Genomic DNA, 24,562 nt, shown 5'->3' with positions numbered 1-24,562 from the left:
TAGCCTCGGAGGCCGAGCGAGGAGGCGGTAGATGACGGCCACCGCGGAGGTCGCCCACGAGCCGGGACCCGCGCCGCTGAGCAAGGCCCGGGTCAACGCCGTGTTCGGCGCCGTGCTGCTCGGCATGCTCCTGGCCGCGCTGGACCAGACCATCGTCGGCACGGCGCTGCCGACCATCGTCGGCGACCTCGGCGGCGCCGGGCACCTGTCCTGGGTCGTCACGTCCTACCTGCTGGCCGAGACGATCATGACGGTCGTCGTCGGCAAGCTCGGCGACCTGTTCGGCCGCAAGCTGATGTTCCAGCTGTCGGTGGTCGTGTTCGGGATCGGCTCGTTCTGCGCCGGGTTCGCCGACAGCATGGTGTGGCTGATCGTCTGGCGCGCGGTGCAGGGCCTGGGCGGCGGCGGGCTGATGGTCACCTCGACCGCGTTGATCGCCGACGTCGTCCCGCTGCGCGAGCGCGGCAAGTACCAGGGCGTCCTCGGCTCGGTGTTCGGCGTGGTGACCGTGGCCGGGCCGATGCTCGGCGGGTTCTTCGTCGACCACCTGTCGTGGCGCTGGGCGTTCTACGTCAACATCCCGCTGGTCGTCGTCGTGCTGATCGTGGCCTCCTCGGCGATGCCGAACGCGCGGGCCGCGGTCAAGCCGGTGATCGACTACCTCGGCATCCTGCTCATCGGCCTCGCCGCCACCGGCCTCACGCTGGTCACGAGCTGGGGTGGCACGCAATACGCGTGGGGCTCGCCGGTGATCATCGAGATGGCGATCGGTTCGGTGGTGCTGCTCGCCGCGTTCGTCTTCGTGGAGCTGCGGGCGAAGGAACCGATGCTGCCGATGCGGCTGTTCCGCAACCCGGTGTTCACCGTCGGCGGGATCATGAGCTTCGTCGTCGGGTTCGCGATGCTCGGCGCGCTGTCCTACCTGCCGACGTACATGCAGTACGTGCAGGGCACGTCGGCGACGACGTCCGGGGTCCGGCTGCTGCCGATGGTGCTGGCGCTGCTCGTCGCGTCGATCGCCGCGGGCAACGCGGTGAGCCGGACCGGGCGGTACAAGATCTTCCCGCTGGTCGGCGCGGCGGGCATGACGATCGGGCTGTACCTGCTCTCGCGGCTCGACACGGACACGGGGTTCTGGGAGGCGTCGGCGTACATGGCGGTGCTCGGTCTCGGGATCGGGCTCGGCATGCAGGTGCTGACCATCGCCGTGCAGAACACCGTCGACTACGCCGACCTGGGTGTCGCGACCTCGGGTGTGACATTCCTGCGCTCGATCGGCAGTTCGTTCGGCGCGGCGATCTTCGGGACGGTGTACGCCAACCAGCTGACCCCGAACCTGGCCGCTGCGGTCGCTTCGTTGCCGCCGGGAGTCGATCCTCGGGCGCTCCAGGTGCCGACGGCGTTGCACGCGCTTCCGGAGGCGGTGTCGGCGCCGATCATCAAGGCGTACAGCGACTCCCTGCACGTCGTGTTCTTGGCGGCGGCGCCGGTCGGGCTGGTGGCGTTCGCACTGGCGTTCTTCCTCAAGGAGGTTCCGCTCCGCGACACGGCCCGCGCGGCGGCCCCGGACCTCGGCGACGGCTTCGCGATGCCGGAGGCCCGCACGGACGACCGCGAGCTGGAACGCGCGGTCGCGACGCTGTTCTTCCGCGAGCGCCGCAAGGTCGCCCCGGCGATCGTCTCGCGAGCGGGGACCGAGCTCGACGAGGGCGGCATCTGGTGCCTGCTGCAGGTCCACCTGCGCGAACGCCGCGGCGAGCCGGCGACGCTGCGGGCGATCGGCGAGTACTTCGGCGTCCCGGCGTCGGTGCTGGAACCGGCGTTCAACCGGCTCGAGCTGACCGGCCACCTGCGCTACGCCCGCGACGGCTGGGAGCTGACCCCGGCGGGACGGTCCGAATTCACCAAGGTGGCCGGCGCGTGGCACGACTGGCTCGCCGACCGTCTCGGCGACTGGGGAACGGGCAACCGGGCGGACCTGGACGCGGCGATCGGCCGGGTGGCGGCAAGGCTGCTGGACCAGAGCGCGGAGTCCCGCGCCCACGGCCGCCACGCCCTGACCTGACCCGGCACTTTCACGTGAAAGTGCCCACCTGCGAGCGGCACTTTCACGTGAAAGTGCGCCGGCGCCAGAAGTCGTGCGGGGTGCGGCCCGGGCGGAAGCCGCATGACTCCACCAGGGCCGCCGCCTCCGCGAAGCCGTGACCGACCAGGCCCGGCTCGTGCGCGTCGCTGCCGAACGCGACCGCCTCGCCGCCCTCCTCGAACCACCAGCGCACCACCTCGCCCGGCAGTGGCACCTTCGTGTTGACCTCCAGCGCGCGCCCGCTCGACGCCAGCGCGCGCAGCACCGTCCGGAATTCCTCTTCGTAGTCCGACGCGACGAATGGTGGCCCTTCGCCGGGCCACGAGCGCAGCGCGTAGTCGATGTGCGCGAGCACCGCGAAGTCCGCCGTCGACTCGACCAGCCCGAGCACCTCCGCCAGGTACGCCCGCAGCACGGCGCCGGGCGGGCGGTCGGCCGGCACCGTGACCTCGTGGTGGTGACCGTGCTGTCCAGGTAGGGAGTGCACCGAGCCCAGCACCCGGTCGAACCGGTGGGCGGCGAGCAGCGCGTCGGCGCGCGGGCGGTGCCAGTGCGGCTCGCTCAGTTCCACGCCCGAGAGGATCCGCAGCGAGGGGAACCGCGACCGGCATTCCTCGACGCACGCCAGGTAGCCCGAAACGTCGAGGTCCGGCGGCTCGAGGACACCATCGGGTCGCAGCCGCACCCGGAAGTGGTCCGGCAGCAGCGGCCGGACCGGCTCGGGGATCAGCCACGGCGTCAGGTCCGCGTGCTCGGTGAACGCCACCGACGGCAAGCCCAGCTCGAGCGCCCGTTCGCAGGACCCGATCATCGACCCGGTGACCGTGTCCCAGGACCACTCGGTGTGGACGTGCCCGTCCGGCGGGAGGCTCACCGGCCCACCGTAACGCGGTTTTTCGGCTACGGTCTGGCCATGGCGCAGAAGTCGGCGGCAGTGGAGCTGGAAGTCGGCCCGCACACGGTCCGCATCTCGAACCCGGACCGGGTCTACTTCCCGGCCCGCGGCGAGACGAAGCTCGACCTGGTCAACTACTACCTCTCGGTGGGTGACGGCATCGTCAACGCGCTGCGCGAGCGGCCGTGCATGCTGCACCGCTTCCCGTCCGGCGTGGCGGGGGAGAAGGTCCACCAGAAGCGCGTCCCGAACGGCGCGCCGCCGTGGCTGGAGACCGTCCGGGTGACCTTCCCGCGCTACAACCGCCACGCCGACGAACTGTGCGTCACCGAGCTGGCGCACGTCGCCTGGGCGGTGCAGATGTCCACAGTGGAGTTCCACCCGTGGAACTCCCGGCGCGCCGACACCGAAAAGCCCGACGAGTGGCGCATCGACCTCGACCCGATGCCCGACTGCGGCTACGACCGCGTCCGCCGGGTCGCGCACGTGGCGCACGAGATCCTCGACGAGCTCGGCGCGGTCGGCTGGCCCAAGACGTCCGGCGGCCGCGGCCTGCACATCTACGTCCGGATCCGGCCGGACTGGGGCTTCAAGGACGTGCGGCGCGCGGCGCTGGCCTTCGCGCACGAAGTCGAACGCCGTGCCCCCGACGACGTGACGACGACCTGGTGGCGCAAGGACCGCGACCCGCGGCTGCTCTTCGTCGACTACAACCAGAACGCTCGCGACCACACGATCGCGAGCGCCTATTCGGTGCGCGGCAACCCGGAAGGCACGGTGTCCACACCGATCCGCTGGGAGGAGATCGACGACGCCGAGCCGGGCGACTTCACCATCGCGACGGTTCCCGCGCGGTTCGCCGAGCTGGGCGACCTCCACGCGGGCATCGACAAGGCCGTCTTCTCCCTGGACCCGCTGCTGGAGTGGGCCGACCGCGACGGGCTCGAGGAACCGCCGGAAGACTGACGTATTTCCCGGGCGGGCTCGCGGCTCTGCGGTGGGTGAAGGTCGTGCTGTCGGGTTTGGACGCGGACGCGTGGAGCCTCGTCGCGTTGCAGGTGGTCCTCGAACGCGAGGGGCACACCGTGCGCGTGGCGGGCGAAGTGGTCGAAGTCTGCCGCCGGGAGCGCCCGGACTGCCTGGTGCTGTCCACTGTGCTCGGTGCGTCCGGGGTGGACGTGCTCCGCCGCGTGCGCGCCGAGCCCGCGCTCGCCGGCCTGCTGGTCGTCCTCGGCGGCCGGCTCAAGAAGTCACGCGCGGAGCTCCTGGCGCAGGGCTTCGACGAGGTGTTCCCGGTGGCCGCCACGGATCCCGGGGGAGCCGTGGCGGCGCTGCGGGCGTACCTGGCCCGTCAGTCCAGGCGCTCGATGATCGTCGCGTTGGCGAGGCCGCCCGCCTCGCACATCGTCTGCAGGCCGTAGCGGCCGCCGGTCTGCTCCAGCACCGACAGCAGCGTCGTCATCAGCCGGGCGCCGCTGCCGCCGAGCGGGTGCCCGATGGCGATCGCGCCGCCGTTGACGTTGACCTTCGCCAGGTCGGCGCCGATCTCGGCCTGCCACGCGAGCACGACGCTGGCGAACGCCTCGTTGACCTCGAACGCGTCGATGTCGGCCACGGAAAGCCCCGCCCGGGCGAGCACCTTGCGCGTCGCCGGGATGACCCCGGTCAGCATGTACAGCGGGTCGTCGCCGGCGACGGCGAAGCTGTGGATCCGCGCGCGCGGGCGCAGCCCGAGCGCCTTCGCCGTCTCGGAACTGGTGAGCAGCAGACCCGCGGCGCCGTCGTTGATCGGCGAGGAGTTCCCGGCCGTCACGTGCCAGCCGAGGTCCGGGAACCGCTGCTCCCAGACGTCCGCGCGGAACGCGGGCTTCAACCCGGCGAGGATCTCCGGAGTCGTCGACGGCCGGACGGTTTCGTCGGTCGTGACGTCGACGAGCACGCCGTCCGGGCCGCGGGCCTTGAGCGGCGCGACCTCGCCGGCGAACTTCCCCTCCGCCCAGGCGCGAGCGGCCCGCTGGTGGCTTTCCGCGGAGAACTCGTCGAGCTGAGCCCGGCTGAAGCCCCACTTCGCGGCGATCAGCTCCGCGCTGATGCCCTGCGGCACCAGGCCGTCGGGGTAGCGGGCGGCGACCTGCGGCCCGAACGGGTCGCGCCCGGCCACCTGGCTGCCCATCGGCACCCGGCTCATCGACTCGACGCCGGAGGCGATCACGACGTCGTACGCGCCGGCGATGACGCCCTGCGCGGCGAAGTGGACGGCCTGCTGGCTGCTGCCGCACTGCCGGTCCACGGTCACCGCGGGCACCGACTCCGGCAGGCCCGCGGCGAGCGCGGCCCAGCGGGCGGTGTTCATGCTCTGCTCGCCGATCTGGCCGACGGCGCCGCTGATCACGTCGTCGATCCGGGCCGGGTCGACGCCGGTGCGCTCGACGAGCGAGCGGAGCGCGTGGGCGTGCAGGTCGACCGGGTGCACCCCGGCGAGTGTTCCGTTCGGCTTGCCCTTGCCGATCGGGGTCCGTACCGCGTCGACGATCACCGCGTCCGTCATGGCGTCTGCCTCCTCGCAGATCGGGGATACCTTCGGTATACGCCGGGTAAGTTGGATTACACAACTCACCTGTACCTCAGGTCACACGGCGATGAAGTGCTAGGTTGGATTTTCAACCCCAGGGAGGTGGCATGACCCGGCGTGGTCGCGAATGCTCGGTCGCCGAGGCCCTCGAGGTCGTCGGCGAACGCTGGAGCCTGCTCGCGCTGCGCGAGATCATGCTGGGGGAGCGGCGGTTCAACCGGATCGCCGAGAACACCGGCGCCAGCCGGGACATCCTGGCCGCGCGGCTGCGCAAGCTCGTCGACGCGGGCGTGCTCGAGAAGCGCCAGTACGAAGACCACCCGCCGCGCTTCGAGTACTACCCGACCGAAGCCGGTCGCGCGCTGCAGCCGATCCTGCTCGGCCTGATGGCCTGGGGTGACAAGTACGTCCACCAGGGCGAACCGCCCACGCTGTGGCGCCACGCGTGCGGTGCGGTGCTGGAGCCGGCGACCGTCTGCGCGCACTGCGGCGACCCGGTCAACGCCCCGGGCACCCACGCGATCCGGCTGGGTGCCGTTCACTCCTGATCGAAGCCGCAAAGGCCTCCTCGCATCCCCCGCGAGGAGGCCTTTTTCGTGGGCGGGCGTTGACTTGAGACGCCCGTCACGGTAACTCTTGAACGAATCAGTGCAAGAACCTGACAACAGTGCGAGAAATCGAAGCAGACGTCAGGAAGATCCCGCCCAGCCCTCGACGAAGAGGTGCCCATGACGGCTGTCCCGTGCTGCCCGCGCGCGCCCCCGGGTCCGGACCGCGCGTGTCCCGTTCCCTGGTTTTGCCGTCCCCACGCGTCTCCCCTCCTCCCCGGATCCGAGGAACCCATGAGAACGAAGCGACTCCTGTCGCGCGCGGCGACCTACGCCGCCCTGTCCCTCCTCCTGGCCGCCCCCGCCGTCGCGGCGAGCGCCGCCCCGGCCACCACACCTGCGGTCGCCGCCGTCCAACCCGCGGCCCAAGCCGCCTCCGCGACCTACACCGCCAGCAGCCAGCTCGGCGAATACCCGGCGGCGAACGTCGGCGACGGCAACCAGGCCACCTACTGGGAAAGCACGAACAGCCAGTTCCCGCAGTGGATTCAGGCGGACCTCGGCACGACGTCGGCCATCGCCCGGCTGGTCCTCAAGCTGCCGTCGAACTGGGAGGCCCGCACCGAGACCTTCAGCGTGCAGGGCAGCACCACCGGCACCGGCTTCAGTGATCTGAAGGCCTCGGCCGGCTACCGCTTCGACCCGGCGACCGGCAACACCGTGACCGTGGACGTCACCGGGAACACCCGGTACGTGCGGCTGACCATCAGCGCCAACACCGGCTGGCCCGCCGGGCAGCTGTCGGAGTTCGAGGTGCACGGCCCGGCCGGCGGGGACACGCAGCCGCCGTCGGCGCCCGGCAACCTCGCCTACACCCAGCCGGCGAGCGGCCAGATCCGGCTCACCTGGGCCGCTTCGACCGACAACACCGGCGTCACCGGCTACGACGTCTACGCCAACAGCCAGCTCCGCGGCAGCGTCGCCGGGACCGTCCTGACCTACACCGACACCCAGCCGGACGGCGCGACCGTCGCCTACTACCTCCGCGCGAAGGACGCTGCCGGCAACCAGTCGGCGAACAGCAACATCGTGACCCGCAACGGCACCCAGGCCGGCACGAACCTCGCGCTCGGCAAGCCGATCACGGCGTCCTCGACGGAGTTCAGCTTCGTGGCGGCCAACGCCAACGACGACTCCGTGACCACGTACTGGGAGGGCGGCGGCGGGACGTACCCGAACCTGCTGACCGTCGCGCTCGGCTCCAACGCCGACCTGAACCAGGTCGTCGTCAAGCTGAACCCCGATCCCGCGTGGGGCCCACGGACCCAGACGATCGCGGTCGAAGGCCGGGAGCAGAGCGGCACCGCGTTCACCACGCTGTCCGCGGCGCAGACCTACAGCTTCAGCCCGAGCAGCGGCAACACCGTCACCATCCCGCTGAGCGGCCGCGCCGCCGACGTCCGCCTGCGCGTGACCGCCAACTCCGGGGCCGGTGGCGGGCAGGCCGCGGAGTTCCAGGTCTTCGGCGTCCCCGCGCCCAACCCGGATCTAACGGTCTCGGGCGTGTCCTGGTCGCCGCAGAACCCCGTCGAGACCGACGCGATCACCGCGTCGGCGACCGTCCGCAACGCCGGGACGGCGGCCTCGGGCGCGACGAACGTCAACCTGTACCTGGGCACCACCAAGGTCGGCACGGCGAACGTCGGCGCGCTCGCGGCCGGCGCGTCGACGACCGTGTCGGCGAACATCGGCACCCGGGACGCGGGCAGCTACCAGCTGACCGCCAAGGTCGACGAGGCCAACGCCGTCATCGAGCAGAACGAGGCCAACAACTCCTACACGAGCTCGACGGCCCTGGTCGTCAGCCCGGTGCAGAGCTCCGACCTCGTCGCGGCCACGGCGTGGTCGCCGACCAACCCGTCCACCGGCAACACCGTCACGTTCACCACGACCCTGCGCAACCAGGGCACCGTGGCGAGCGCGAGCGGCGCCCACGGCGTCACGGTGACGATCACCGACCAGAACGGCACCGTCGTCAAGACGCTGACCGGCAGCTACAGCGGAGCCATCGCCGCCGGAGCCACCGCGGCGCCGGTGACCGCCGGCACCTGGACGGCCGCCAACGGCCGGTACACCGTCAAGACGGTCGTCGCGAACGACGCCAACGAGCTGCCGGTGAAACAGGGCAACAACACCAGCACACAGGCGCTGTTCGTCGGCCGGGGCGCGAACATGCCCTACGACATGTACGAGGCCGAGGACGGCGTCGTGGCCGGCGGGGCGTCGGTGATCGGGCCGAACCGCACGATCGGCGACCTCGCGGGCGAGGCGTCGGGCCGCAAGGCCGTGACGCTGAACTCGACCGGCTCGTCGGTGGAGTTCACCACCCGCGCGTCGACGAACACCCTGGTCACGCGGTTCTCCATCCCGGACTCCGCGGGTGGCGGCGGGATCAACTCGACGCTCAACGTGTACGTCGACGGCACGTTCCTCAAGGTCATCGACCTGACCTCGCACTACGCGTGGCTCTACGGCGCCGAAACCGGGCCGGGCAACTCGCCGGGCGCCGGCCCGCGCCACATCTACGACGAGGCCAGCACGATGCTCGGCACGACCGTGCCCGCCGGGCACAAGATCAAGCTGCAGAAGGACGCGGCCAACAGCACGAACTACGCGATCGACTTCGTGAACTTCGAGCAGGCCACCGCGACCGCCAACCCGGACCCGGCGCACTTCGCGGTGCCCACCGGGTTCACGCAGCAGGACGTGCAGACCGCGCTGGACAAGGTCCGGCAGGACAGCACCCTCACCGGCGTCTACCTGCCGGCCGGGAACTACTCGCTGTCGAGCAAGCTGAACGTCTACGGCAAGGCCGTGACGGTCACCGGCGCCGGGCCGTGGTTCACGAAGTTCTCCGCGCCTTCGGGCCAGGAGAACACCGACATCGGCATCGACGTGCAGGCGAGCGCGAACGGCTCGACGTTCAGCGGGTTCGCCGTGTTCGGGAACTACACCTCCCGGATCGACGGGCCCGGCAAGGTGTTCAACCTGACGAACGTCGCCAACCTGACGATCGACAACATCTGGGTCGAGCACCAGGTCGTCATGGTCTGGGGCACGAACGTGGACAACACCACGATCAAGAACTCCCGGATCCGCGACACCTTCGCCGACGGCGTCAACCTCACGAACGGGAGCACCGGCAACCACGTCACCAACATCGAAGCCCGGTCCACCGGCGACGACAGCTTCGCGCTGTTCGCCGCCACGGACCTCAACCCGGGCAACCAGTACGACAACGTGTTCGAGAACCTGACCTCGCTCACCCCGTGGCGCGCGGCCGGGCTGGCGGTCTACGGCGGGTACAACAACACCTTCCGCAACCTCTACATCGCGGACACGCTGACGTACTCGGCGATCACGATCAGCTCGCTCGACTTCGGCTATCCGTTCCTCGGGTTCGGGCCGCAGCAGACGACGGTCCAGAACGCCTCGCTCGTCCGCGACGGCGGCCACTTCTGGGGCCAGCAGACCTTCCCGGCGATCTGGCTGTTCTCCGCGTCCAAGGAGTTCCGCGGCATCCGGGTGTCCGATGTGGACATCCAGAGCCCGACCTACAGCGGCATCATGTTCCAGACCAAGTACAACGGCGGTCCGGAGCACCCGGTCGAGGACACCGTGCTGACGAACGTGTCGATCACCGGCGCGCACCGCAGCGGGGACGCCTTCGACGCCAAGTCCGGGATCGGGATCTGGGCCAACGAGCTGCCGGAACCGGGTCAGGGCCCGGCCGTCGGCTCGGCGACCTTCACCGGGCTGACGCTGAGCGACAACGACGAGGACATCCGCAACAAGACGACCACGTTCACCATCATCCGCAACTGAGCGGTGCGGGTGGTGCCCGCCGGGAAACCGTTTCCCGGCGGGCACCGCCGTGCCAGGATGACGCCGGAGGTGGTCGACGTGCGGATCCTGGTCACCGGCGGCACCGGGCAGCTCGGTTCGGCGGTCGTGGCGCGGCTGCGGGCGGCGGGCGAGGAGGTCCGCGTGCTGAGCAGGAAGCCCGGGCCGGAGGTCGTCCGGGGCGACCTGCGGACCGGGCGCGGCATCGACAGCGCCGTGGCCGGCGTCGACGTCGTCGTGCACTGCGCCACGGACTTCCGGCGCGAGACTGCGCTCGCCCGGACGCTGGTCGAAGCGGCGCGCTGGGCGGGGGGCCCGCACCTGGTCTACGTCTCGATCGTCGGCGTCGACCGCGTCCCGCTCGGCTACTACCGGGCCAAGCACGAGACCGAGGAGCTCATCGCCTCCTCGGGCCTGCCGTACACGATCCAGCGGGCGACGCAGTTCCACGGCCTGGTCCGCACGCTGCTCGCGGGCGCGATCCGGCTGCCGGTGGTGCCCGTGCCGAGGATGTCGTTCCAGCCGGTGGACGTCCGGGACGTCGCCCGCCGGCTCACCGCCCTGGCCCAGGGCGATCCGGCCGGCCGGGCGCCCGACTTCGGCGGCCCGGAGATCCTGACGGCGACGGAGCTGGCCCAAGCCGTCGGGGCGGCAAGCGGGCGGGTCCGGCGGATCGTGCCGCTGACGGTGCCGGGGGAGACGTTCCGGGCGTACGCCGACGGCGGTCACCTGGCGCCTGAGCACCGCGAAGGCGAGATCACCTTCCGGGAGTACCTGACCGAGCACGCTCATATGTAATCGGATTAATTACGAAGAATCTTGACCTTGGATCCGGATAGGTCATATGTTTGGCGGGCTGCACGCCGGTCCCGCCTTCAACGCCGAACGGATCCGACATGTCGAACCCTCCCTCTCGCCGTACCTTCTTCAAGCTCGGTGGCGCGGTCGGCGCCGGTCTCGCCTTCAGCGGCGTTCCTGCTTTCGCTGCAAGCGGGAATGTGCTTCGGCCCGCCGCTGCCGACCTCGTCCCGGACGCCCGGGCGACGACGCTGTGGTACCCGGCCCCGGCGGCCGAAGACAAGATCATCGAGCAAGGCCTGCCGATCGGAAATGGTCGGATCGGTGCCCTCGTCGGCGGTGACCCCGCCGCCGACTTCCTCTACCTCGCCGACGCGTCGCTGTGGACCGGCGGCGCCAACGACGTCCTCGAGGACGACGGCCAGTTCCCCTACGAACGCGAGAAGTTCGGCACGCTCGGCCTGCTGGCGAAGCTGCGGATCTCGGTGCCGGCGCACACCGGCGTCACGGAATACCGCCGCACGCTCGACCTGAGCAACGGCGTCGTCGTGATCACCTACCGGCACCAGGGCGTGCGGTACCGCCGCGAGTACTTCGCGAGCCACCCCGACGACGTCGTGGTGATCCGGCTCAGCGGCGGGCCCGTGACCGGCTCGGTGTCGCTGGAGCCCACCCGCGGCGAGACCATGTCCGGCGCGGCCGCGTTCACCGGCTCCTTCGCCAACGGCCTGAAGTACGCGTGCACGGTGGCCGGCGGGACCACGTTCAGCGGCAGCCGGGACGTGGTCGTCGTCCTGAGCGGCGGCACGAACTACGTGCCCGACGCGGCCCGGAAGTTCCTCGACGCGTCCCTCGTCCCGTTGGCGCTGGCGAAGCAGAAGGTGTCGAAGGCCCTGCGCGCCGGGGGAGGCGCGTTGCTGGCCACCCACGTCGCCGACTACCGGCGGCTCTACGACCGGATGACCGTCGACCTGGGCCAGTCGCCGCCGGCGAAGCGCGCGCTCGACACGTGGTCGCGGCTGCTGGCCCGCCACGACGACCCGGCCACGCCGGACCCGGAGCTGGAGGCGAGCTACCTGCAGTTCGGGCGGTACCTGACGATCACGGGCTCGCGCGACGGGCTGCCGATGGGCCTGCAAGGTCTGTGGCAGAACACCAACACGCCCGACTGGATGAGCGACTACCACACCGACATCAACGTCCAGATGAACTACTGGCTGGCCGACCGCGCGGCGCTGCCCGAGAGCTTCACTGCCCTGGCCGACTACTGCCTCGCGCAGCTTCCCGTGTGGACGGACAGCACGAAGCGGCTGTTCAACGACCCGAGGAACCGCTTCCGCAACATCAGCGGGAAGGTCGCGGGCTGGGCGGTCGCGTTCTCGACGAACATCTACGGCGGCTCCGGCTGGTGGTGGCACCCCGGCGGCAACGCCTGGCTGTGCAACTCGCTGTGGGACCACTACGCCTTCACCCAGGACAAGGCCTACCTCGCCCGGATCTACCCGCTGCTCAAAGGTGCGGCCGAGTTCTGGGAGGCCCGGCTGGTCCCGATGACGGTCGACGGCCGCGAAGTGCTCGTCGACGACCACGACTGGTCGCCCGAGCACGGCCCGCAGGACACCCGCGGCAACACCTACTCCCAGGAGATCGTCTGGGACCTCTTCGAGCACTACCGGGAAGCCGTCGCCGTCCTGGGGCGCGACCGCGCGTACGGCGACCGGATCGCCGGGCTGCAGCGGAAGCTGTACCTGCCGAAGGTGAGCCCCACGACCGGCTGGCTCGAGGAGTGGATGTCGCCGGACAACCTCGGCGAGCCGACCCACCGGCACCTGTCCCCGCTGATCGGCTTCTTCCCGGGCGACCGGATCGCCGCCGACACCGCGCCGCCCGAGCTGCTCGACGGCGTGCGCGCGCTGCTGATCGCCCGCGGGATGGACAGCTACGGCTGGGCGACCGCGTGGCGGTCGGCGTGCTGGGCGCGGCTCAAGGACGCCGACCGCGCGTACCAGCTGCTGCGCACGGTCCTGCGGCCGTCGGTCGCCAACGGCAACGGCACCGCGCCGAACTTCTTCGACATGTACAGCCAGGGCAGCTACACGATCTTCCAGATCGACGCCAACCTCGGCGCGCCGGCGGCGATGGCCGAGATGCTCGTCTACTCGCGGCCGGGCGTGCTGGAGCTGCTGCCCGCGTTGCCCTCGGCGTGGGCCCGGTCGGGCCGGGTGACCGGCATCGGCGCGCGCGGCGGCTTCGAGGTCGATCTGGCGTGGCGCGACGGGAAGGTGACGCGGGCGGTGATCACGAGCGTCGGCGGGACCCGGACCGAGGTGCGCGCCGGGCAGTGGCGCCGCGTGATCGGCCTGCGGCCGGGGCAGTCGATCACGGTCCAGCCAAGTTGAGGAGTAGCCTCCGGAAAGTGATGTAGTGTTCAATCACTTTCTTCGGACCGGAGGTCGCCGTGAACGTTGTCCTGTGGATCGTGTCGGGTGTGCTCGCCGCGCTGTACCTCGGCGCCGGCGGCATGAAGCTCTTGACGCCGCGGGAGAAGCTGCTGGAAAACCCGAACATGGGCTGGACGGCGGACTTCTCCGACGCGGGCGTGAAGGGCATCGGCGCCGTCGAGATCCTCGGCGCGATCGGGCTGATCCTGCCCTGGGCGCTCGGCATCGCGCCCGTGCTGACGCCGCTGGCGGCCACCGGGCTGGCGGTGATCCAGATCGGTGCGATCATCGTGCACGCGCGGCGCAAGGAAACGAAGGCGCTGCCGATGAACGTCGTGCTGCTGGTGCCGGCGGCGTTCGTGGCGGTGGGCCGGTTCGCCGGCTGAGACTCCCGGAGGATCGATGACGCTTCCCGCTTACACCGATCACGGTGGCGATGGCCCGGTGGTCGTGCTGCTGCACAGCTTCCTGATGGACGGCGGCATGTTCGCCCCGCAGTTGGCGGCCCTCGACGGCTTCCGGTGCGTCACGGTCGACGAGCGCGGCCACGGCGGCACGCCCGCCACCGGGCCGTTCGACTACTGGGACGTCGCCCGGGACGTCCTCGGCGTGCTCGACCACCTCGGCGTCTCGCGCGCGGCGGTGGTCGGGACCAGCCAGGGCGGGTTCGTCGCGCTGCGGATGGCGCTGCTGGCGCCCTCGCGGGTGGCCGCGATCGCGGTGCTCGGCACGTCGGCGGCGGCCGAGGACCCCGCCGTGGCGGCCGGGTACCGGGCGGTGCTGGACGCCTGGGTCAGCGGGGGAGCGCCGCCCGAGGTGCTCGACGGCGTGGCCCGGATCTGCTTCGGTGACTTCGACGCCTCGGCGGACAAGAAGCGGTGGGCGTCCGTGCCGCCGTCGCAGCTGACACTGACGATGAGCGCGCTCGTGGACCGCGACGAGGTGCTGTCGCGGGCGGGGGAGATCACGTGCCCGGCGCTGGCGCTCCACGGCTCGGCGGACCTCGCCTACCCCGTCGAGCGGGCGGCCGAGCTCGCGGACGCGCTACCCGCGGCCGAGCCCCTGGTCGTCGTCGACGGGGGTGCCCACTTCCTGAGCTACACGCACGCGGAGGCGGTGAACCCGGCGCTGAAGCGGTTCCTCGACGCGCACGCCTAGCAGCTCGCCGGGGAACCGCCGCGGCGCACCTCGACCCGCCGGGCCGGGAACAGGCCCGCCCACAGAGCCGCCCAGTGGCGGGGTGCTTCCCGTCGCCCGCGGACCGGCTGGGGCGGCCCGGCCCGGTACTCCATCTCGACTCGCACCCAGTCGTAGATCCAGTCGCCGCGCATGGTCTTCTCCTCACGTAGGTCTTTCGCCGGACTCCACGTTCGTCCTGAGGGGACCGTCGCCGCATGGGGTGAACGCGCACTCTCCGGCGGCGCGATCCCTTACTAGGCTGAGGTCCGTGCCCGCGACCACTTACCTGTTCGTGCCCGGCGACCGGCCCGACCGCTTCGGCAAGGCGGTGGCGAGCGGCGCCGACGTCGTGCTCCTCGACCTCGAAGACGCCGTCGCGCCGGCGGACAAGGACGCCGCCCGCGCTTCGGTCGCGGCCTGGCTCGAGCACAACCTGGCCGCGGTGCGGATCAACGCCCCCGGCACGCCCTGGTTCGAGGCCGACGCCGCCCTGGTCGCGGCGCGCGGAGTCCCGGTCGTCGTGCCGAAGGCCGAAACACCCGGCGTGCTCGCCGGGTTCCGCGAGGTCGTGGCGCTGGTCGAGACCGCGCGCGGCGTCGAACGCGCCGGTGAGCTGGCCGCCGTCCCGTCGGTGACGCGGCTGGCGTTCGGCAGCGTCGACCTGGCCGCGGAACTCGGCGTCGCGCCCGAGGACCCGGAACCGTTCGCCTACGCGCGCTCGCGGCTGGTGATCGCCTCGGCGGCGGCCGGCCTCGCCCCACCGGTCGACGGCGTGACCACCGACCTGCGCGACGACGACCGGCTCGCGGCGGACGTCCGCTACGCCCGCCGGCTGGGCTTCGGCGGCAAGCTGTGCATCCACCCGCGCCAGATCGAGCCGGTCCGCGCCGGGTTCGCACCGACCGAGGCCGAACGCGAGTGGGCCCGCCGGGTCGTCACGGCGGGCGAGTCGGCGTCCACTGTGGACGGCGCCATGGTGGACAAGCCGGTGCTCGCCCGGGCCCGGCGGATCCTGGGGGACTGAGGCATGTCCGGAAAGCGCTGCGGAGTCGCCGGCCGTGGTGCGAGACTGCTGTGATGGCTTCCGAATACGTCCAGAGCGACCGGTTCCGCGGCGCCCGGATCCACCTGTGCGACCTCGCGGGCCTCGAGATCCGCGACTGCGAAGTGACCGGCCTGAAGATCGTCGACTGCTACGGCGGCGACGTCTCGCTCGGCGGCGACTTCAAGAGCGTCGTGGTGAACGACGTCGACGTGACCGCGTACGTCGAGGGCGAGCTGGATCGCCGCCACCCCGCGCGGGTGCTGGCGCGGAACGCCGTTTCTCCCGAGGACTACCGGGCCGCCTGGGACGCCGTCGAGAGGCTGTGGACCGCGACGCTCGACCGGGTGCGGCAGTTGCCCGAGGCCAAGCTGCACGAGCGGGTCGACGGCGAGTGGTCGTTCGTCGAGACGCACCGGCACCTGCTGTTCGCCTGCGATGCCTGGGTCGGCAACGCCGTGCTCGAAGAGGAAGCGCCCTACCACCCGCTGGGCTTTCCCGCCGGAGGGACGCCGCCCGAGGAGGCGGCCAAGCTCGGCCTCACCCTCGAAGCCACCCCGACGCTCGAGGAGGTGCTCGCACCGCGGCTCGCCCGCATGGCCGTGATGCGGCGAGTCGTCGACGGGCTCACCGAGGCCGAGCTCGACCGGGTGTGCGGTCGCAAGCCGGCCGACCCGTACCCCGAGCAGGAGTACGTCGTGCGCCGCTGCCTCAAGGTGGTGCTGAAGGAGGAAGCCGAACACCACCGGTACGCGGTGCGTGACCTCGCGGTGCTCGAGGCGGGGGCACGCTAGGGCCGGCGGCTCCGGAAGGTGCGGCGCAGGTCGTCCACCCAGGCGTCCGGGTTCTCCCACGGGATGAAGTGCCCGCCGCGGTCGTGGGCGGCGACGTTGACGTGGTTGAACCACGCGGCCTGCGGGCCGTTCTCGAACGCCCGGACGCGCTCGGCGGCGGAGTGGATGCCGGGCGGGTTCTCGTAGGTGACGAAGGTGAGCCCGGTCGGCGCCTCGACGACCGGGCTGCGGTCGTGCGACGGCGTCCAGGGGTAGCGGTTGGCGTTGGCGTAGTAGCGCATCGACGTGGCGATCGAGTTGGTCGCCCAGTAGATCGTCGCGTGGGTGAGCAGGTCGTCCTTGGTGAAGACGGATTCGACGTCGCCGCCGTTGTCGCTCCACGCGGTCCAGCGCTCCAGCAGCCAGGCGAGCAATCCCGCGGGGGAGTCGCTCAGCCCGTGCGCGAGCGTGGCGCCGTCGAGCATGTGCACGGTCAGGTGGGCCGCCGAGCGGTGGTCCAGCTCGATGATCCGGGCACGGACATCGGCGGGCTGGTCGTCGGTGAGGGGCCGGTTGCGCGTGAAGCTCCAGGCCCGCGGGCCGGTGAAGAAGTCGAGCGGCAGCCCCGAGCCGATGTGGATGCCGTACAGCTCGCCGGCGTACTTGTGGCCGAGCTGGCTGGTGACGATCCCGCCGATGTCGCAGCCCCCGGCGGCGTACTTCTCGTAACCCAGGGTCTCGGTCATCAGCGTGTGCCAGAGATCGGACACCTTCCAGAAGTTGACGTCCGGGAAGCCGGTGAGCGGGCCGGGGAACCCGAACCCGGGCAGCGACGGCACGATGACGTCGAACGCGTCGGCGGGGTCGCCGTCGGACGCGGCCGGGTCGGCGAGCGCGTCGATCACCTTCGACCAGTGCCAGAAGGTCCACGGCCAGCCGTGGGTGAGGATCAGCGGGATCGGCCGCGGGCCGCGGCCCGGCTTGCGCATGAAGTGCACCGGGACCCCGGCGACGGTCACTTCGTAGTGCTCGTAGGCGTTGATGGCGGCTTCGGCCGTGCGCCAGTCGAAGCCCTCTCGCCAGTAGGCGACCAGCTCGCCGAGGTAGCCGGCCGGGACGCCGTACGACCAGTCCTCGTTGCCCTCGTCCAGCGGCGGCCGGGTCAGCGCCAGCCGGGCGCGCAGGTCGTCGAGGACCGCGTCGGGCACGTGGATCGGCTTGGGCGCCAAAGGAAACACGGTCATGACGGCCATTCTCGCAGACGGCCGCGGGCAAGATCACCTGCTTTACAGGACGCCCTGGCGGCGCAGGTCGGCCGCGTCGAACCCGAACTCCGCGAGCACCGCGTCGGTGTGCTCGCCCAGCGCCGGCACCGGGTCCATCCGCGGCGCCCGGCCGGCGACGGTGATCGGCGGCAGCGTGGCCCGGATCGGCCCGCCCGGCGTCGGAACCTCCGCGAACCGGTCGCGCGCGGTGAGCTGCGGGTGCGCCAGGACGTCGGGCAGCTCCCGGCGGCGCGCGTGCGCGATCCTTCCCCGGCGCAGCCGCGACTCCAGTTCGGCGCCGGTCAGCCGCGCGAAGATCGCGTCGATCTCCCCTTCCAGCTCCGGCCGGTGGGCGACGCGGGCGCTGCCGGTGGCGTACCGCTCATCGGTGACCCACTCCGGCCGTTCGACGGCGTGCTCGCAGAACGCCGCCCACTCGCGTTCGTTCTGCACCGCCAGCACGACCTCGGTCCCGTCGCCCGCGGCGAAGGTGCCGTAGGGCGCGATCGCCGGGTGGCTCGTCCCGGTCCGTGGCGGGGGCGTGCCGCCGTAGCCGGCGTAGTAGAGCGGGAACCCCATCCACTCGACCAGCGAATCGAACAGGCTGACCTCCAGTTCGGTGCCCTGCCCGGTGCGTTCCCGGTCGTACAGCGCCGACAGGATGCCGGAGAACGCGTACATCCCCGCGCCGATGTCCGCGGCCGGGATGCCGCTCTTGGCCGGCTCGGTCGCCGACCCCGTCACCGAAACCAGGCCGGCTTCGGACTGGATGAGCAGGTCGTACGCCTTCGCGTCGCGGTACGGCCCGCTCGAGCCGTAGCCCGACACCGAGCACGTGATCAGCCGGGGCCGCGACGCGCGGATGTCCGCCGCCCCGAGCCCGAGCCGGTCCGCGACACCGGGGGCGAAGTTCTGCACGAACACGTCGGCGCGGTCGAGCAGGGCTGCCATGACCGGCGCCGCGGCGTCGCTCTTGAGGTCGAGCGTGACGCTCTCCTTGGACCGGTTCAGCCAGACGAAGTGGCTGGACTGGCCGTGCACGGTTTCGTCGTAGGTGCGGGCGAAGTCGCCGGTGCCCGGCCGCTCGATCTTGACCACCCGGGCCCCGAGGTCGGCGAGGTGCCGGGTGGCCAGGGGCGCGGCGACGGCCTGTTCACAGGACACGACGGTGACGCCGTCGAGGGGCAGGGAGCGCATGGCCGCATCCTGCCACCCGGGTCAGACCGCCCGGGCGATGGCGATGTTCCCGGCGAGCCGCTCGCCCGCCTCGTAGATCATGTACTCGCGGCCTTGGTAGGTGCCGAAGCTCGGAGCCGCGGACCGGCCGTTGTCCGGCGCGCCGGCGAGCGGGGTGTGGAACGTCCCGAGGTGGTTGCGCTTCGTGAAGTCGTTGCCGACCTCGGTGATCATCAGCGTCCCGCCGTGCGCGATGTCGGTGTTGTAGACGACGTAGGTGCTGTTGTTGCGGTACAGCAGGTGCGGGCCGCCGATGTCGTTCGCGCCGACGTCGGTGTGGCGCACGAGCGGCGTCTGCGAGAACGTCCAGTTCAGCGCGTCGGGCGACCAGCCCCAGCCGATGTCGCGGTGGTTGGTCGTGTTGTTGAGCATGAACACCATGACGTACCGGGCGTTCTTCGACGGCAGGTCCTGGCGGAACACCCGCGCGTAGGACGTCTCGGTGGTGCCGGCGGGCTGCAGCCGCGTCGACAGGACTTCCTTCTCGTAGGTGAAGTGGATGCCGTCGGCGGAACTCGCCAGGCGGGTGACGGTGTTCTCGCCGTGGAAGTAGAGGTAGATCCGGTTGACGTCGTCGTTCCACAGCGCGTGCGGCGAGGAGACGTGGCTGACGGAGTACTCGCCGGGCCAGGAGTTCTTGATGATCGGGTTGCCCGGGTACTCGGTGAACTCCTCGTCGAGGGAGTTGGCGTACGCAAGGCAGATCCCGCCCGGGGCGTCGTGGGGCGCGTAGTAGAGGTAGTACGCGGCGAGGGCGTTGGGGATGCGGCCTTTCGTGCCGCGGACGCAGGGGAAGATCAGCTCGCCGGTCGGGTTGTACCGCAGCTTGCTCTTGACGAGGGCGAGCCGCTGGTAGCGGTAGTCCGGGAAGCCGGCGGGGGCGGCGAGGGCGGTGGCGGGGAGGAACGCGCCCGCGCCGAGCGCGGCGGCGCCGGCCAGCAGGCCGCGTCGGGTGAGGGGCATGACCGCTCCTTCGAGGTCTCGGGTGCGGCGACGGTGTCACGGCCCGGCCGACAGGAGCAAGGGAGTAATACGTATTAGTACGGTCGGGACAGGTTTGCTGGAGTTTCGGGCAAACCCGTTGACGGCGGGTGGGCGCGGTCGCAGGCTGGATCGGATCGGCTGACTCCGAGCGAGGTGGCGATGGGCAGGGTCCGGCAGGCCGACATCGCGCGCGTGGCGGGGGTTTCGCAGGCGACGGTGTCGGTGGTGCTGGGCGGCAACCGCACCGGGGTCCGGCTCTCGGAGGGGACGCGGCTGCGCGTGCTGGAGGCGGCCGAACGGCTGGGGTACGTGCCCGACCCGGTGTCTTCGCGGCTGACGGCCGCGCACAACAACCTGCTCGGCGTGTACACGTTCACGCCGGCGTTCCCGGACATCGCCGACGCGTACTACCCGATCCTCGCCGGTGTCGAAGCGGAGGCGGCCGCGCTCGGCAAGGACCTGATCATGTTCACCGCGTCGAGCGCGGCGCCCGACCGGATCCGCCGCACCCGGCTAGCCGACGGCTGCCTGTTCCTCGGCCGGCACGTTCCGGTCGACGCGATCGCCGGCCTCCTGGACGCCGGGTTCCCGATCGTCTACATCGGACGGCGCACGGAGCTGGACGGCCGCATCCCGCACGTGGGCGCGGACTACGTGTCGGCGTCGGCGGAGGTGATCACACGGTTGGCGCGGGCGGGCCACCGGCGCGTGCGGTACCTGCGCGAGCCGGACGAGGCGCCGTCGTCGGGGGACCGCGAACGCGGGGTGCGCGGCGCGGCGGCCGACGCCGGGCTGTCCCTCGCGGTGACCCGCACCGACGGCACGGATCTGACGCCGGCGACGATCGCGGGCTGGCTGGCCGACGGCGTGACGGCGCTGGTGGTCGAGGAGACCGACACGTTCGCGGTGTTCGACGGGACCCGCCGGGCCCTGCGCGCGGCGGGGGTTTCGGTGCCGGGGGACGTCTCGCTGGCGGTGCTGGGACGGCCCCCGGGCGGAACGGCGGGTCCGGTGGTCAGCGGGTTCGAGGTGCCGAGGCGGGCGCTGGGCCGGGCGGCGGTGCGGCTGCTGGCGTCGCTGGTCGAGCCGGGGACGGGGGAGCCGTCGCCACACCGCCTGCTGACGTGCCCACCGGTGGCGGGCGAGACGATCGCGCCCGTCGCCTGACCGCCCGTGCTAGCGGGGCACCACCGAAAACCGGCGCAGCTCCAGCGCCGGGTTCTTCTTCCGCACCTCCGCGATCCGCCCGGCGGACACCTCGCCGACGGCCACCCCCGTCTGCTCACCCAGCGACGTGACGACCACACCCATCGGGTCGACGAGCATGCTCGTGCCCGACCCGGTCGGCGCGGCCTGGCCCGCCGCCGCGACGTACAGCGTGTTCTCGATCGCGCGGGCGCGGATCAGCGTGCTCCAGTGGTACTCCTTCAGCGGCCCGGGCACCCACTCCGCCGGCAGCAGCACGACGTCGGCGCCCGCGTCCGCCAGCCGCCGCGTCACCTCCGGGAAGCGCAGGTCGTAGCACGTCTGGAGGCCGAAGCGGACGCCTTCGACCTCGAACGTCTCGGGCTCGGTGATGTCCCCGGCGCGGACGACGTCGGACTCGCGGAAGCCGAACGCGTCGTACAGGTGGATCTTGCGGTACCGCGCGGTCACCCCGTCCGGGCCGGCCGCGACCAGGGTGTTGGAGATCCGCGACCCGTCGAGGCGCTCGTTCATGCCGCCGACGACCGTGACGCCCCGCTCGGCGGCGAGGGAGAGCAGGCCCGTCACGAACTCGCCGTCGAGTGCTTCGGCGGAGTCTACGAACCGGTGGTCCATCGCCGGGACCGTGAACATCGCGTACTCGGGCAGCACGACCACCCGCGCGCCGCGGTCGGCCGCGTCGCCCACCAGCTTCGTGATCAGCGCCAGGTTGGCGGTCTTGTCGTCGCCGGGGGCGAACTGCGCCAGTGCCACGTGCGTCATGCGGTTTCCTTCCGGGGAGCGGCGGGCATGCGGTCGAGCTTGCCGAGCACGACCGTGTAGCAGAAGATCCCGGCGAGCAGCACCACGCCGGTGACGAGGAACGCGCCGGCGAACGAGCCGGTGACGTCGACGACGGCGCCGGTCACGATCGGCGCGGCGATGCCGATCATGTTGGCGACGAAGTTGACCAGCCCGCCGAGGGTGCCGGAGCAGCCTTCCGGCGCGATGACCGCGACGATGCTGGACCCGGCGGGCACCGACACGGCGAGCCCGGCGGCACCGATCGACAGGAACACCAGCGCCACCGCGACGGACCCGGCGTAGGCGGCGCCGGCGACGGACAGCGACACCAGCATGCTCACGACGAGCACGATCCGCCGGGCCTTGGTCTCGTCGCCGCTGCGGGCGATCAGCCGGTCCAGCACGATCCCGCCGACGAGGAACTGCGCGAGCACCGCGACCAGCCACGGGATCATCGTGTAGAAGCCGCCGGCCAGCAGCTTCACGCCGAACTGCTTCTCCAGGTAGCCCGGCAGCCAGGTCAGCAGCACGTAGTAGGCGTAGGTGTAGGACGCGTACCCGAGCGCGAGGCCCCACGTCTTGCGGCGGCGCAGGAGGTGGCCCAGGCCGGTGAGCGAACTCGGCGCCGGCGCGTCTTCGTCGTCCGCGCCGCCCTCGCGCAGGTAAGCGAACTCCTCGGGTGACAGGCGCCCGCGTTCGAGGGCCTGCTTCGGCGTCAGGTAGAGCAGCCACCACACGAGGAGGTAGCCGAGGCTGAGGACGCCGGTGAAGACGAACGCCGCGTGCCAGCTGAACACCGTCACCAGGAACGCCATCACCGGGATGCCGAGGACGTTGGAGATCTTGGCGCAGCCGTCGAAGACCGCCGTGGCGCGGCCGCGCTCGGACCGCGGGAACCACTGGCCGATCGCCTTCCAGCCCGCCGGGATCGTGGGCGCTTCGCCGAAGCCGAGCACCAGCCGCGACACGAGGAGCAGGCCGAGCCCGCCCGCCGACGCCGTCAGGAACGACGCGATCGCCCACAGGGCGGCGGCCGCGCGGTTGACCCAGCGGACGCCGATCCGGTCGAGGATCGCGCCGATCGGCAGCTGCAGCACCGCGTACGTCCAGAGGAACGCGGAGGCGACGACGCCGAGCTGGGCCGCGCTGAGGTGGAACTCGCGCATCATCTCGGGCCCGGCGATGGACAGGTTGACGCGGTCGACGTAGTTGACGAACGAGCCGACGCCGAGCACGCCGGCGATCGTCCAGCGGGCCTTCTTCCGCGTCGCCCTGCGGACCGCGGTCGTCATCGCGCCTGCTTCGCGAGCGACGTGGTCTCCTCGAACGCGGCGGTGAGCCCGGCGGCGAGGGCGCCGTGCTGCATCGTCAGGGCGAGCTGCCCGGCGCCGTGGGCGAGGGCGAACTCCTTCTCTTCGCGGCTCCACGCGGGCAGCACCCACGGCTTCCCGGCCGCGCGGGCGGCGTCGGCGACGCGCTTCAGGTCGGCGAAGTCGCCTTCCTCGCGGCTGTACGCGCCCCGCTCACGCCGCAGCGACAGGTCGGACGGACCGACGAAGACACCGTCCACTGTGTCCAGTGCGAGGATTTCGGCGACGTCCTCGAGCGCGCCGGCGTCCTCGATCATCGGCAGGCAGCGGGTGCCGCGGTCCTGATCGGCCACCCACTCGTCGGTGAAGCCGCCGTAGCCGGTCGTACGTCCGCCCGCGAAGCTGCGGTCGCCGAGCGGCGGGAACTTCGCGAACGCCGTCACGGCCTTGGCGTGCGCCGCGTTCTCGACGTGCGGGATGACGACGGCGTCGGCGCCGAAGTCGAGGGCCTGCTGGATCGGGCCGCGCTCCGGGCCGAGGACCTTGGCGAGCACCTCCAGTCCGAGGGCGCGCAGGAACGGGACGAACCGCTCGAGGTCGGCCAGGTCGAAAGCGCCGTGCTCGATGTCGAGGACGGCGGCGCCGTAGCCGATCCCGCGGGCGATCTCGGCGGCCGCGAACGACGGGTCGGAGAGCCAGACGGCGTAGCGCCGGTCGGCGGGGACTGGGGACATCGGGGAACCTCCTGCGCACTGACGACGGTAGCTCCGGTCATTGTGTGCACCGTGTATACACGATGGATATCTGCGGGTCCAGACGCTAAGCTGACGGCCGACGAGGGGAGAGGCATGACGACCAGCGCACCGGCCGGGCCGGCGCGGGACCGCGTGTACGCCTGGCTGCGCGACGGGATCATCGCGGGCGAGCTCGAAGGCGGCCGGTTCCTGGACGAGCAGTGGGTGTCGGGCGTGGTCGGGGTGTCCCGGACGCCGGTCCGCGAGGCGTTCCACCGCCTGGAGGCCGAGCGCTTCATCAGCCTGCTGCCCCGCAAGGGCGCGCAGGTCCGCACGGTGACCGCCCGCGAGCTGGAGGAGGTCTACCAGAGCCGCCGGCTGATCGAGGGGCACGCGATCGGCGAGGTCTGCGCGGCCCGGGCGGGGGCGCCGGCGGAGATGGCCGGGTTGATCGAGGAGATGGACCGCGCCGGGAAGGCCCGCGACTGGTTCGCGGTGTCCGGCCTGGACCGCTCGTTCCACCGCGCGATCGTGAACGCGGCGGGCAACTCCGTGCTGACCGAGCTGTACGACACGTTGCGCTCGCGTCAGCAGCGGGTCGCCGTGCGGGCCCTGGAGGCCCGGCCGGAGCGGCTGCCGGTGATCGACGCCGAGCATCGCGCCTTGGTGGCCGCGTTGGACGCGCACGACACCGAGGAGGCTTTGCGGATCCTGAACCAGCACCTGCGCCCGGTGTCCGAAGTGGTCTCGGCCCTGGACCGCGGCTGACCCCGGCCCGCCGGATGTAGTGAATGACTCATTCATGTC

The 24,562-nt window shown here is 71.6% G+C and carries 22 protein-coding genes; 13 read left to right on the top strand and 9 right to left on the bottom strand.

The features are described from left to right. Positions 1–31 precede the first annotated feature (31 nt). Positions 32–2,065: a DHA2 family efflux MFS transporter permease subunit gene (locus ABFJ78_RS13865; protein ID WP_436386440.1), complete on the top strand. Its 2,034-nt coding sequence runs from the start codon at positions 32–34 to the stop codon at positions 2,063–2,065. Positions 2,066–2,108: 43 nt separating this feature from the next. Here ABFJ78_RS13865 and ABFJ78_RS13860 read toward each other — a convergent pair whose 3' ends face one another. Beyond that, a complete protein-coding gene (locus ABFJ78_RS13860) occupies positions 2,109–2,960 on the bottom strand; it encodes a PHP domain-containing protein (RefSeq protein ID WP_436386438.1) in 852 nt (283 codons plus the stop codon). A 39-nt stretch (positions 2,961–2,999) separates the two neighbouring features. Here ABFJ78_RS13860 and ligD point away from each other — a divergent pair, with 39 nt between their 5' ends. Together ligD and ABFJ78_RS13850 are read left to right on the top strand one after the other, a co-directional pair. Further along, entirely contained in the window at positions 3,000–3,947 is a 948-nt protein-coding gene (gene ligD / locus ABFJ78_RS13855) for a non-homologous end-joining DNA ligase (RefSeq protein WP_436386437.1), read from the top strand. A gap of 35 nt (positions 3,948–3,982) precedes the next feature. Next, complete coding sequence (locus ABFJ78_RS13850) at positions 3,983–4,402, top strand: methylmalonyl-CoA mutase (protein WP_436386435.1); 420 nt, start codon at positions 3,983–3,985, stop codon at positions 4,400–4,402. On the opposite strand, the gene ABFJ78_RS13845 is transcribed toward ABFJ78_RS13850, so the two are convergent. Continuing rightward, positions 4,333–5,529, bottom strand: a complete 1,197-nt coding sequence (locus ABFJ78_RS13845) for a thiolase family protein (protein WP_436386434.1) — start codon at positions 5,527–5,529, stop codon at positions 4,333–4,335. The genes ABFJ78_RS13850 and ABFJ78_RS13845 overlap by 70 nt on opposite strands. Before the next feature lie 131 nt (positions 5,530–5,660). Between ABFJ78_RS13845 and ABFJ78_RS13840 the strand changes: the two genes are divergently transcribed. From ABFJ78_RS13840 to ABFJ78_RS13815, 6 genes are all read left to right on the top strand, one after another. Further along, positions 5,661–6,101, top strand: a complete 441-nt coding sequence (locus ABFJ78_RS13840) for a winged helix-turn-helix transcriptional regulator (RefSeq protein ID WP_436386432.1) — start codon at positions 5,661–5,663, stop codon at positions 6,099–6,101. 294 nt (positions 6,102–6,395) lie between these two features. After that, positions 6,396–9,986, top strand: a complete 3,591-nt coding sequence (locus tag ABFJ78_RS13835; RefSeq protein WP_436386430.1) for a discoidin domain-containing protein — start codon at positions 6,396–6,398, stop codon at positions 9,984–9,986. A 57-nt stretch (positions 9,987–10,043) separates the two neighbouring features. After that, positions 10,044–10,802 carry an SDR family oxidoreductase gene (locus ABFJ78_RS13830; RefSeq protein WP_436386428.1) on the top strand — a complete coding sequence of 253 codons (759 nt, stop codon included), beginning with the start codon at positions 10,044–10,046 and terminating at the stop codon, positions 10,800–10,802. Between the two features lie 200 nt (positions 10,803–11,002). Then, on the top strand, positions 11,003–13,201 hold the full coding sequence (locus tag ABFJ78_RS13825; RefSeq protein WP_436386427.1) for a glycosyl hydrolase family 95 catalytic domain-containing protein: 2,199 nt from the start codon (positions 11,003–11,005) through the stop codon (positions 13,199–13,201). A 59-nt stretch (positions 13,202–13,260) separates the two neighbouring features. Beyond that, positions 13,261–13,629 (top strand): DoxX family protein, encoded by a 369-nt coding sequence (locus ABFJ78_RS13820; RefSeq protein WP_436386425.1) that lies wholly within the window; start codon positions 13,261–13,263, stop codon positions 13,627–13,629. 16 nt (positions 13,630–13,645) lie between these two features. Next, positions 13,646–14,401, top strand: a complete 756-nt coding sequence (locus ABFJ78_RS13815; RefSeq protein WP_436386423.1) for an alpha/beta fold hydrolase — start codon at positions 13,646–13,648, stop codon at positions 14,399–14,401. Here ABFJ78_RS13815 and ABFJ78_RS13810 read toward each other — a convergent pair. Next, positions 14,398–14,574 carry a hypothetical protein gene (locus ABFJ78_RS13810; RefSeq protein ID WP_436386421.1) on the bottom strand — a complete coding sequence of 59 codons (177 nt, stop codon included), beginning with the start codon at positions 14,572–14,574 and terminating at the stop codon, positions 14,398–14,400. The two genes, ABFJ78_RS13815 and ABFJ78_RS13810, sit on opposite strands and share 4 nt — an antisense overlap. Positions 14,575–14,690: 116 nt before the next feature. Here ABFJ78_RS13810 and ABFJ78_RS13805 point away from each other — a divergent pair, with 116 nt between their 5' ends. Together ABFJ78_RS13805 and ABFJ78_RS13800 are read left to right on the top strand one after the other, a co-directional pair. Further along, a complete protein-coding gene (locus ABFJ78_RS13805) occupies positions 14,691–15,446 on the top strand; it encodes an HpcH/HpaI aldolase/citrate lyase family protein (protein ID WP_436386419.1) in 756 nt (251 codons plus the stop codon). Positions 15,447–15,499: 53 nt separating this feature from the next. Then, the gene (locus ABFJ78_RS13800) at positions 15,500–16,258 is read left to right on the top strand and encodes a DinB family protein (protein ID WP_436386417.1); all 759 of its coding nucleotides are present in this window, start codon (positions 15,500–15,502) and stop codon (positions 16,256–16,258) included. Here the strand turns inward: ABFJ78_RS13800 and ABFJ78_RS13795 are convergent. Genes ABFJ78_RS13795 through ABFJ78_RS13785 form a run of 3 tightly spaced genes read right to left on the bottom strand, consistent with a single transcriptional unit; the run spans position 16,255 to position 19,701 of the window. Next, positions 16,255–17,481, bottom strand: a complete 1,227-nt coding sequence (locus ABFJ78_RS13795; protein WP_436386415.1) for an epoxide hydrolase family protein — start codon at positions 17,479–17,481, stop codon at positions 16,255–16,257. The genes ABFJ78_RS13800 and ABFJ78_RS13795 overlap by 4 nt on opposite strands. A gap of 42 nt (positions 17,482–17,523) precedes the next feature. Beyond that, entirely contained in the window at positions 17,524–18,699 is a 1,176-nt protein-coding gene (locus tag ABFJ78_RS13790; protein ID WP_436386413.1) for a CaiB/BaiF CoA transferase family protein, read from the bottom strand. Between the two features lie 21 nt (positions 18,700–18,720). Further along, positions 18,721–19,701 carry a hypothetical protein gene (locus tag ABFJ78_RS13785; protein WP_436386412.1) on the bottom strand — a complete coding sequence of 327 codons (981 nt, stop codon included), beginning with the start codon at positions 19,699–19,701 and terminating at the stop codon, positions 18,721–18,723. Between the two features lie 180 nt (positions 19,702–19,881). Between ABFJ78_RS13785 and ABFJ78_RS13780 the strand changes: the two genes are divergently transcribed. Then, positions 19,882–20,889, top strand: coding sequence for a LacI family DNA-binding transcriptional regulator (locus tag ABFJ78_RS13780; RefSeq protein WP_436386411.1), 1,008 nt, complete (start codon positions 19,882–19,884; stop codon positions 20,887–20,889). Positions 20,890–20,898: 9 nt separating this feature from the next. Here the strand turns inward: ABFJ78_RS13780 and ABFJ78_RS13775 are convergent, their stop codons facing one another. From ABFJ78_RS13775 to ABFJ78_RS13765, 3 genes are read right to left on the bottom strand one after another with little or no spacing between them, the layout of a single operon-like run. After that, complete coding sequence (locus ABFJ78_RS13775; RefSeq protein WP_436386409.1) at positions 20,899–21,690, bottom strand: carbon-nitrogen hydrolase family protein; 792 nt, start codon at positions 21,688–21,690, stop codon at positions 20,899–20,901. After that, complete coding sequence (locus ABFJ78_RS13770) at positions 21,687–23,003, bottom strand: MFS transporter (RefSeq protein WP_436386407.1); 1,317 nt, start codon at positions 23,001–23,003, stop codon at positions 21,687–21,689. Before ABFJ78_RS13770 ends, ABFJ78_RS13775 begins: the two co-directional genes overlap by 4 nt. Continuing rightward, positions 23,000–23,755, bottom strand: coding sequence for an HpcH/HpaI aldolase family protein (locus ABFJ78_RS13765; RefSeq protein ID WP_436386406.1), 756 nt, complete (start codon positions 23,753–23,755; stop codon positions 23,000–23,002). Before ABFJ78_RS13765 ends, ABFJ78_RS13770 begins: the two co-directional genes overlap by 4 nt. A gap of 114 nt (positions 23,756–23,869) precedes the next feature. Here ABFJ78_RS13765 and ABFJ78_RS13760 point away from each other — a divergent pair, with 114 nt between their 5' ends. Beyond that, positions 23,870–24,523: a GntR family transcriptional regulator gene (locus tag ABFJ78_RS13760; protein ID WP_436386404.1), complete on the top strand. Its 654-nt coding sequence runs from the start codon at positions 23,870–23,872 to the stop codon at positions 24,521–24,523. Positions 24,524–24,562 lie beyond the last annotated feature (39 nt).

Source organism: Amycolatopsis sp. MEPSY49 (assembly GCF_051337345.1).
Taxonomy (GTDB): domain Bacteria; phylum Actinomycetota; class Actinomycetes; order Mycobacteriales; family Pseudonocardiaceae; genus Amycolatopsis.
This window is presented reverse-complemented; position numbering and strand designations above follow the sequence as displayed.

Bases quoted from the DNA above. Each gene is read 5' to 3' on its own strand.
- ABFJ78_RS13865 (WP_436386440.1), top strand. From the start codon at position 32: ATGACGGCCACCGCGGAGGTCGCCCACGAGCCGGGACCCGCGCCGCTG.
- ligD (WP_436386437.1), top strand. From the start codon at position 3,000: ATGGCGCAGAAGTCGGCGGCAGTGGAGCTGGAAGTCGGCCCGCACACG.
- ABFJ78_RS13845 (WP_436386434.1), bottom strand. From the start codon at position 5,529: ATGACGGACGCGGTGATCGTCGACGCGGTACGGACCCCGATCGGCAAG.
- ABFJ78_RS13840 (WP_436386432.1), top strand. From the start codon at position 5,661: ATGACCCGGCGTGGTCGCGAATGCTCGGTCGCCGAGGCCCTCGAGGTC.
- ABFJ78_RS13835 (WP_436386430.1), top strand. From the start codon at position 6,396: ATGAGAACGAAGCGACTCCTGTCGCGCGCGGCGACCTACGCCGCCCTG.
- ABFJ78_RS13830 (WP_436386428.1), top strand. From the start codon at position 10,044: ATGACGCCGGAGGTGGTCGACGTGCGGATCCTGGTCACCGGCGGCACC.
- ABFJ78_RS13815 (WP_436386423.1), top strand. From the start codon at position 13,646: ATGACGCTTCCCGCTTACACCGATCACGGTGGCGATGGCCCGGTGGTC.
- ABFJ78_RS13810 (WP_436386421.1), bottom strand. From the start codon at position 14,574: ATGCGCGGCGACTGGATCTACGACTGGGTGCGAGTCGAGATGGAGTAC.
- ABFJ78_RS13800 (WP_436386417.1), top strand. From the start codon at position 15,500: ATGGCTTCCGAATACGTCCAGAGCGACCGGTTCCGCGGCGCCCGGATC.
- ABFJ78_RS13795 (WP_436386415.1), bottom strand. From the start codon at position 17,481: ATGACCGTGTTTCCTTTGGCGCCCAAGCCGATCCACGTGCCCGACGCG.
- ABFJ78_RS13790 (WP_436386413.1), bottom strand. From the start codon at position 18,699: ATGCGCTCCCTGCCCCTCGACGGCGTCACCGTCGTGTCCTGTGAACAG.
- ABFJ78_RS13785 (WP_436386412.1), bottom strand. From the start codon at position 19,701: ATGCCCCTCACCCGACGCGGCCTGCTGGCCGGCGCCGCCGCGCTCGGC.
- ABFJ78_RS13780 (WP_436386411.1), top strand. From the start codon at position 19,882: ATGGGCAGGGTCCGGCAGGCCGACATCGCGCGCGTGGCGGGGGTTTCG.
- ABFJ78_RS13775 (WP_436386409.1), bottom strand. From the start codon at position 21,690: ATGACGCACGTGGCACTGGCGCAGTTCGCCCCCGGCGACGACAAGACC.
- ABFJ78_RS13770 (WP_436386407.1), bottom strand. From the start codon at position 23,003: ATGACGACCGCGGTCCGCAGGGCGACGCGGAAGAAGGCCCGCTGGACG.
- ABFJ78_RS13765 (WP_436386406.1), bottom strand. From the start codon at position 23,755: ATGTCCCCAGTCCCCGCCGACCGGCGCTACGCCGTCTGGCTCTCCGAC.
- ABFJ78_RS13760 (WP_436386404.1), top strand. From the start codon at position 23,870: ATGACGACCAGCGCACCGGCCGGGCCGGCGCGGGACCGCGTGTACGCC.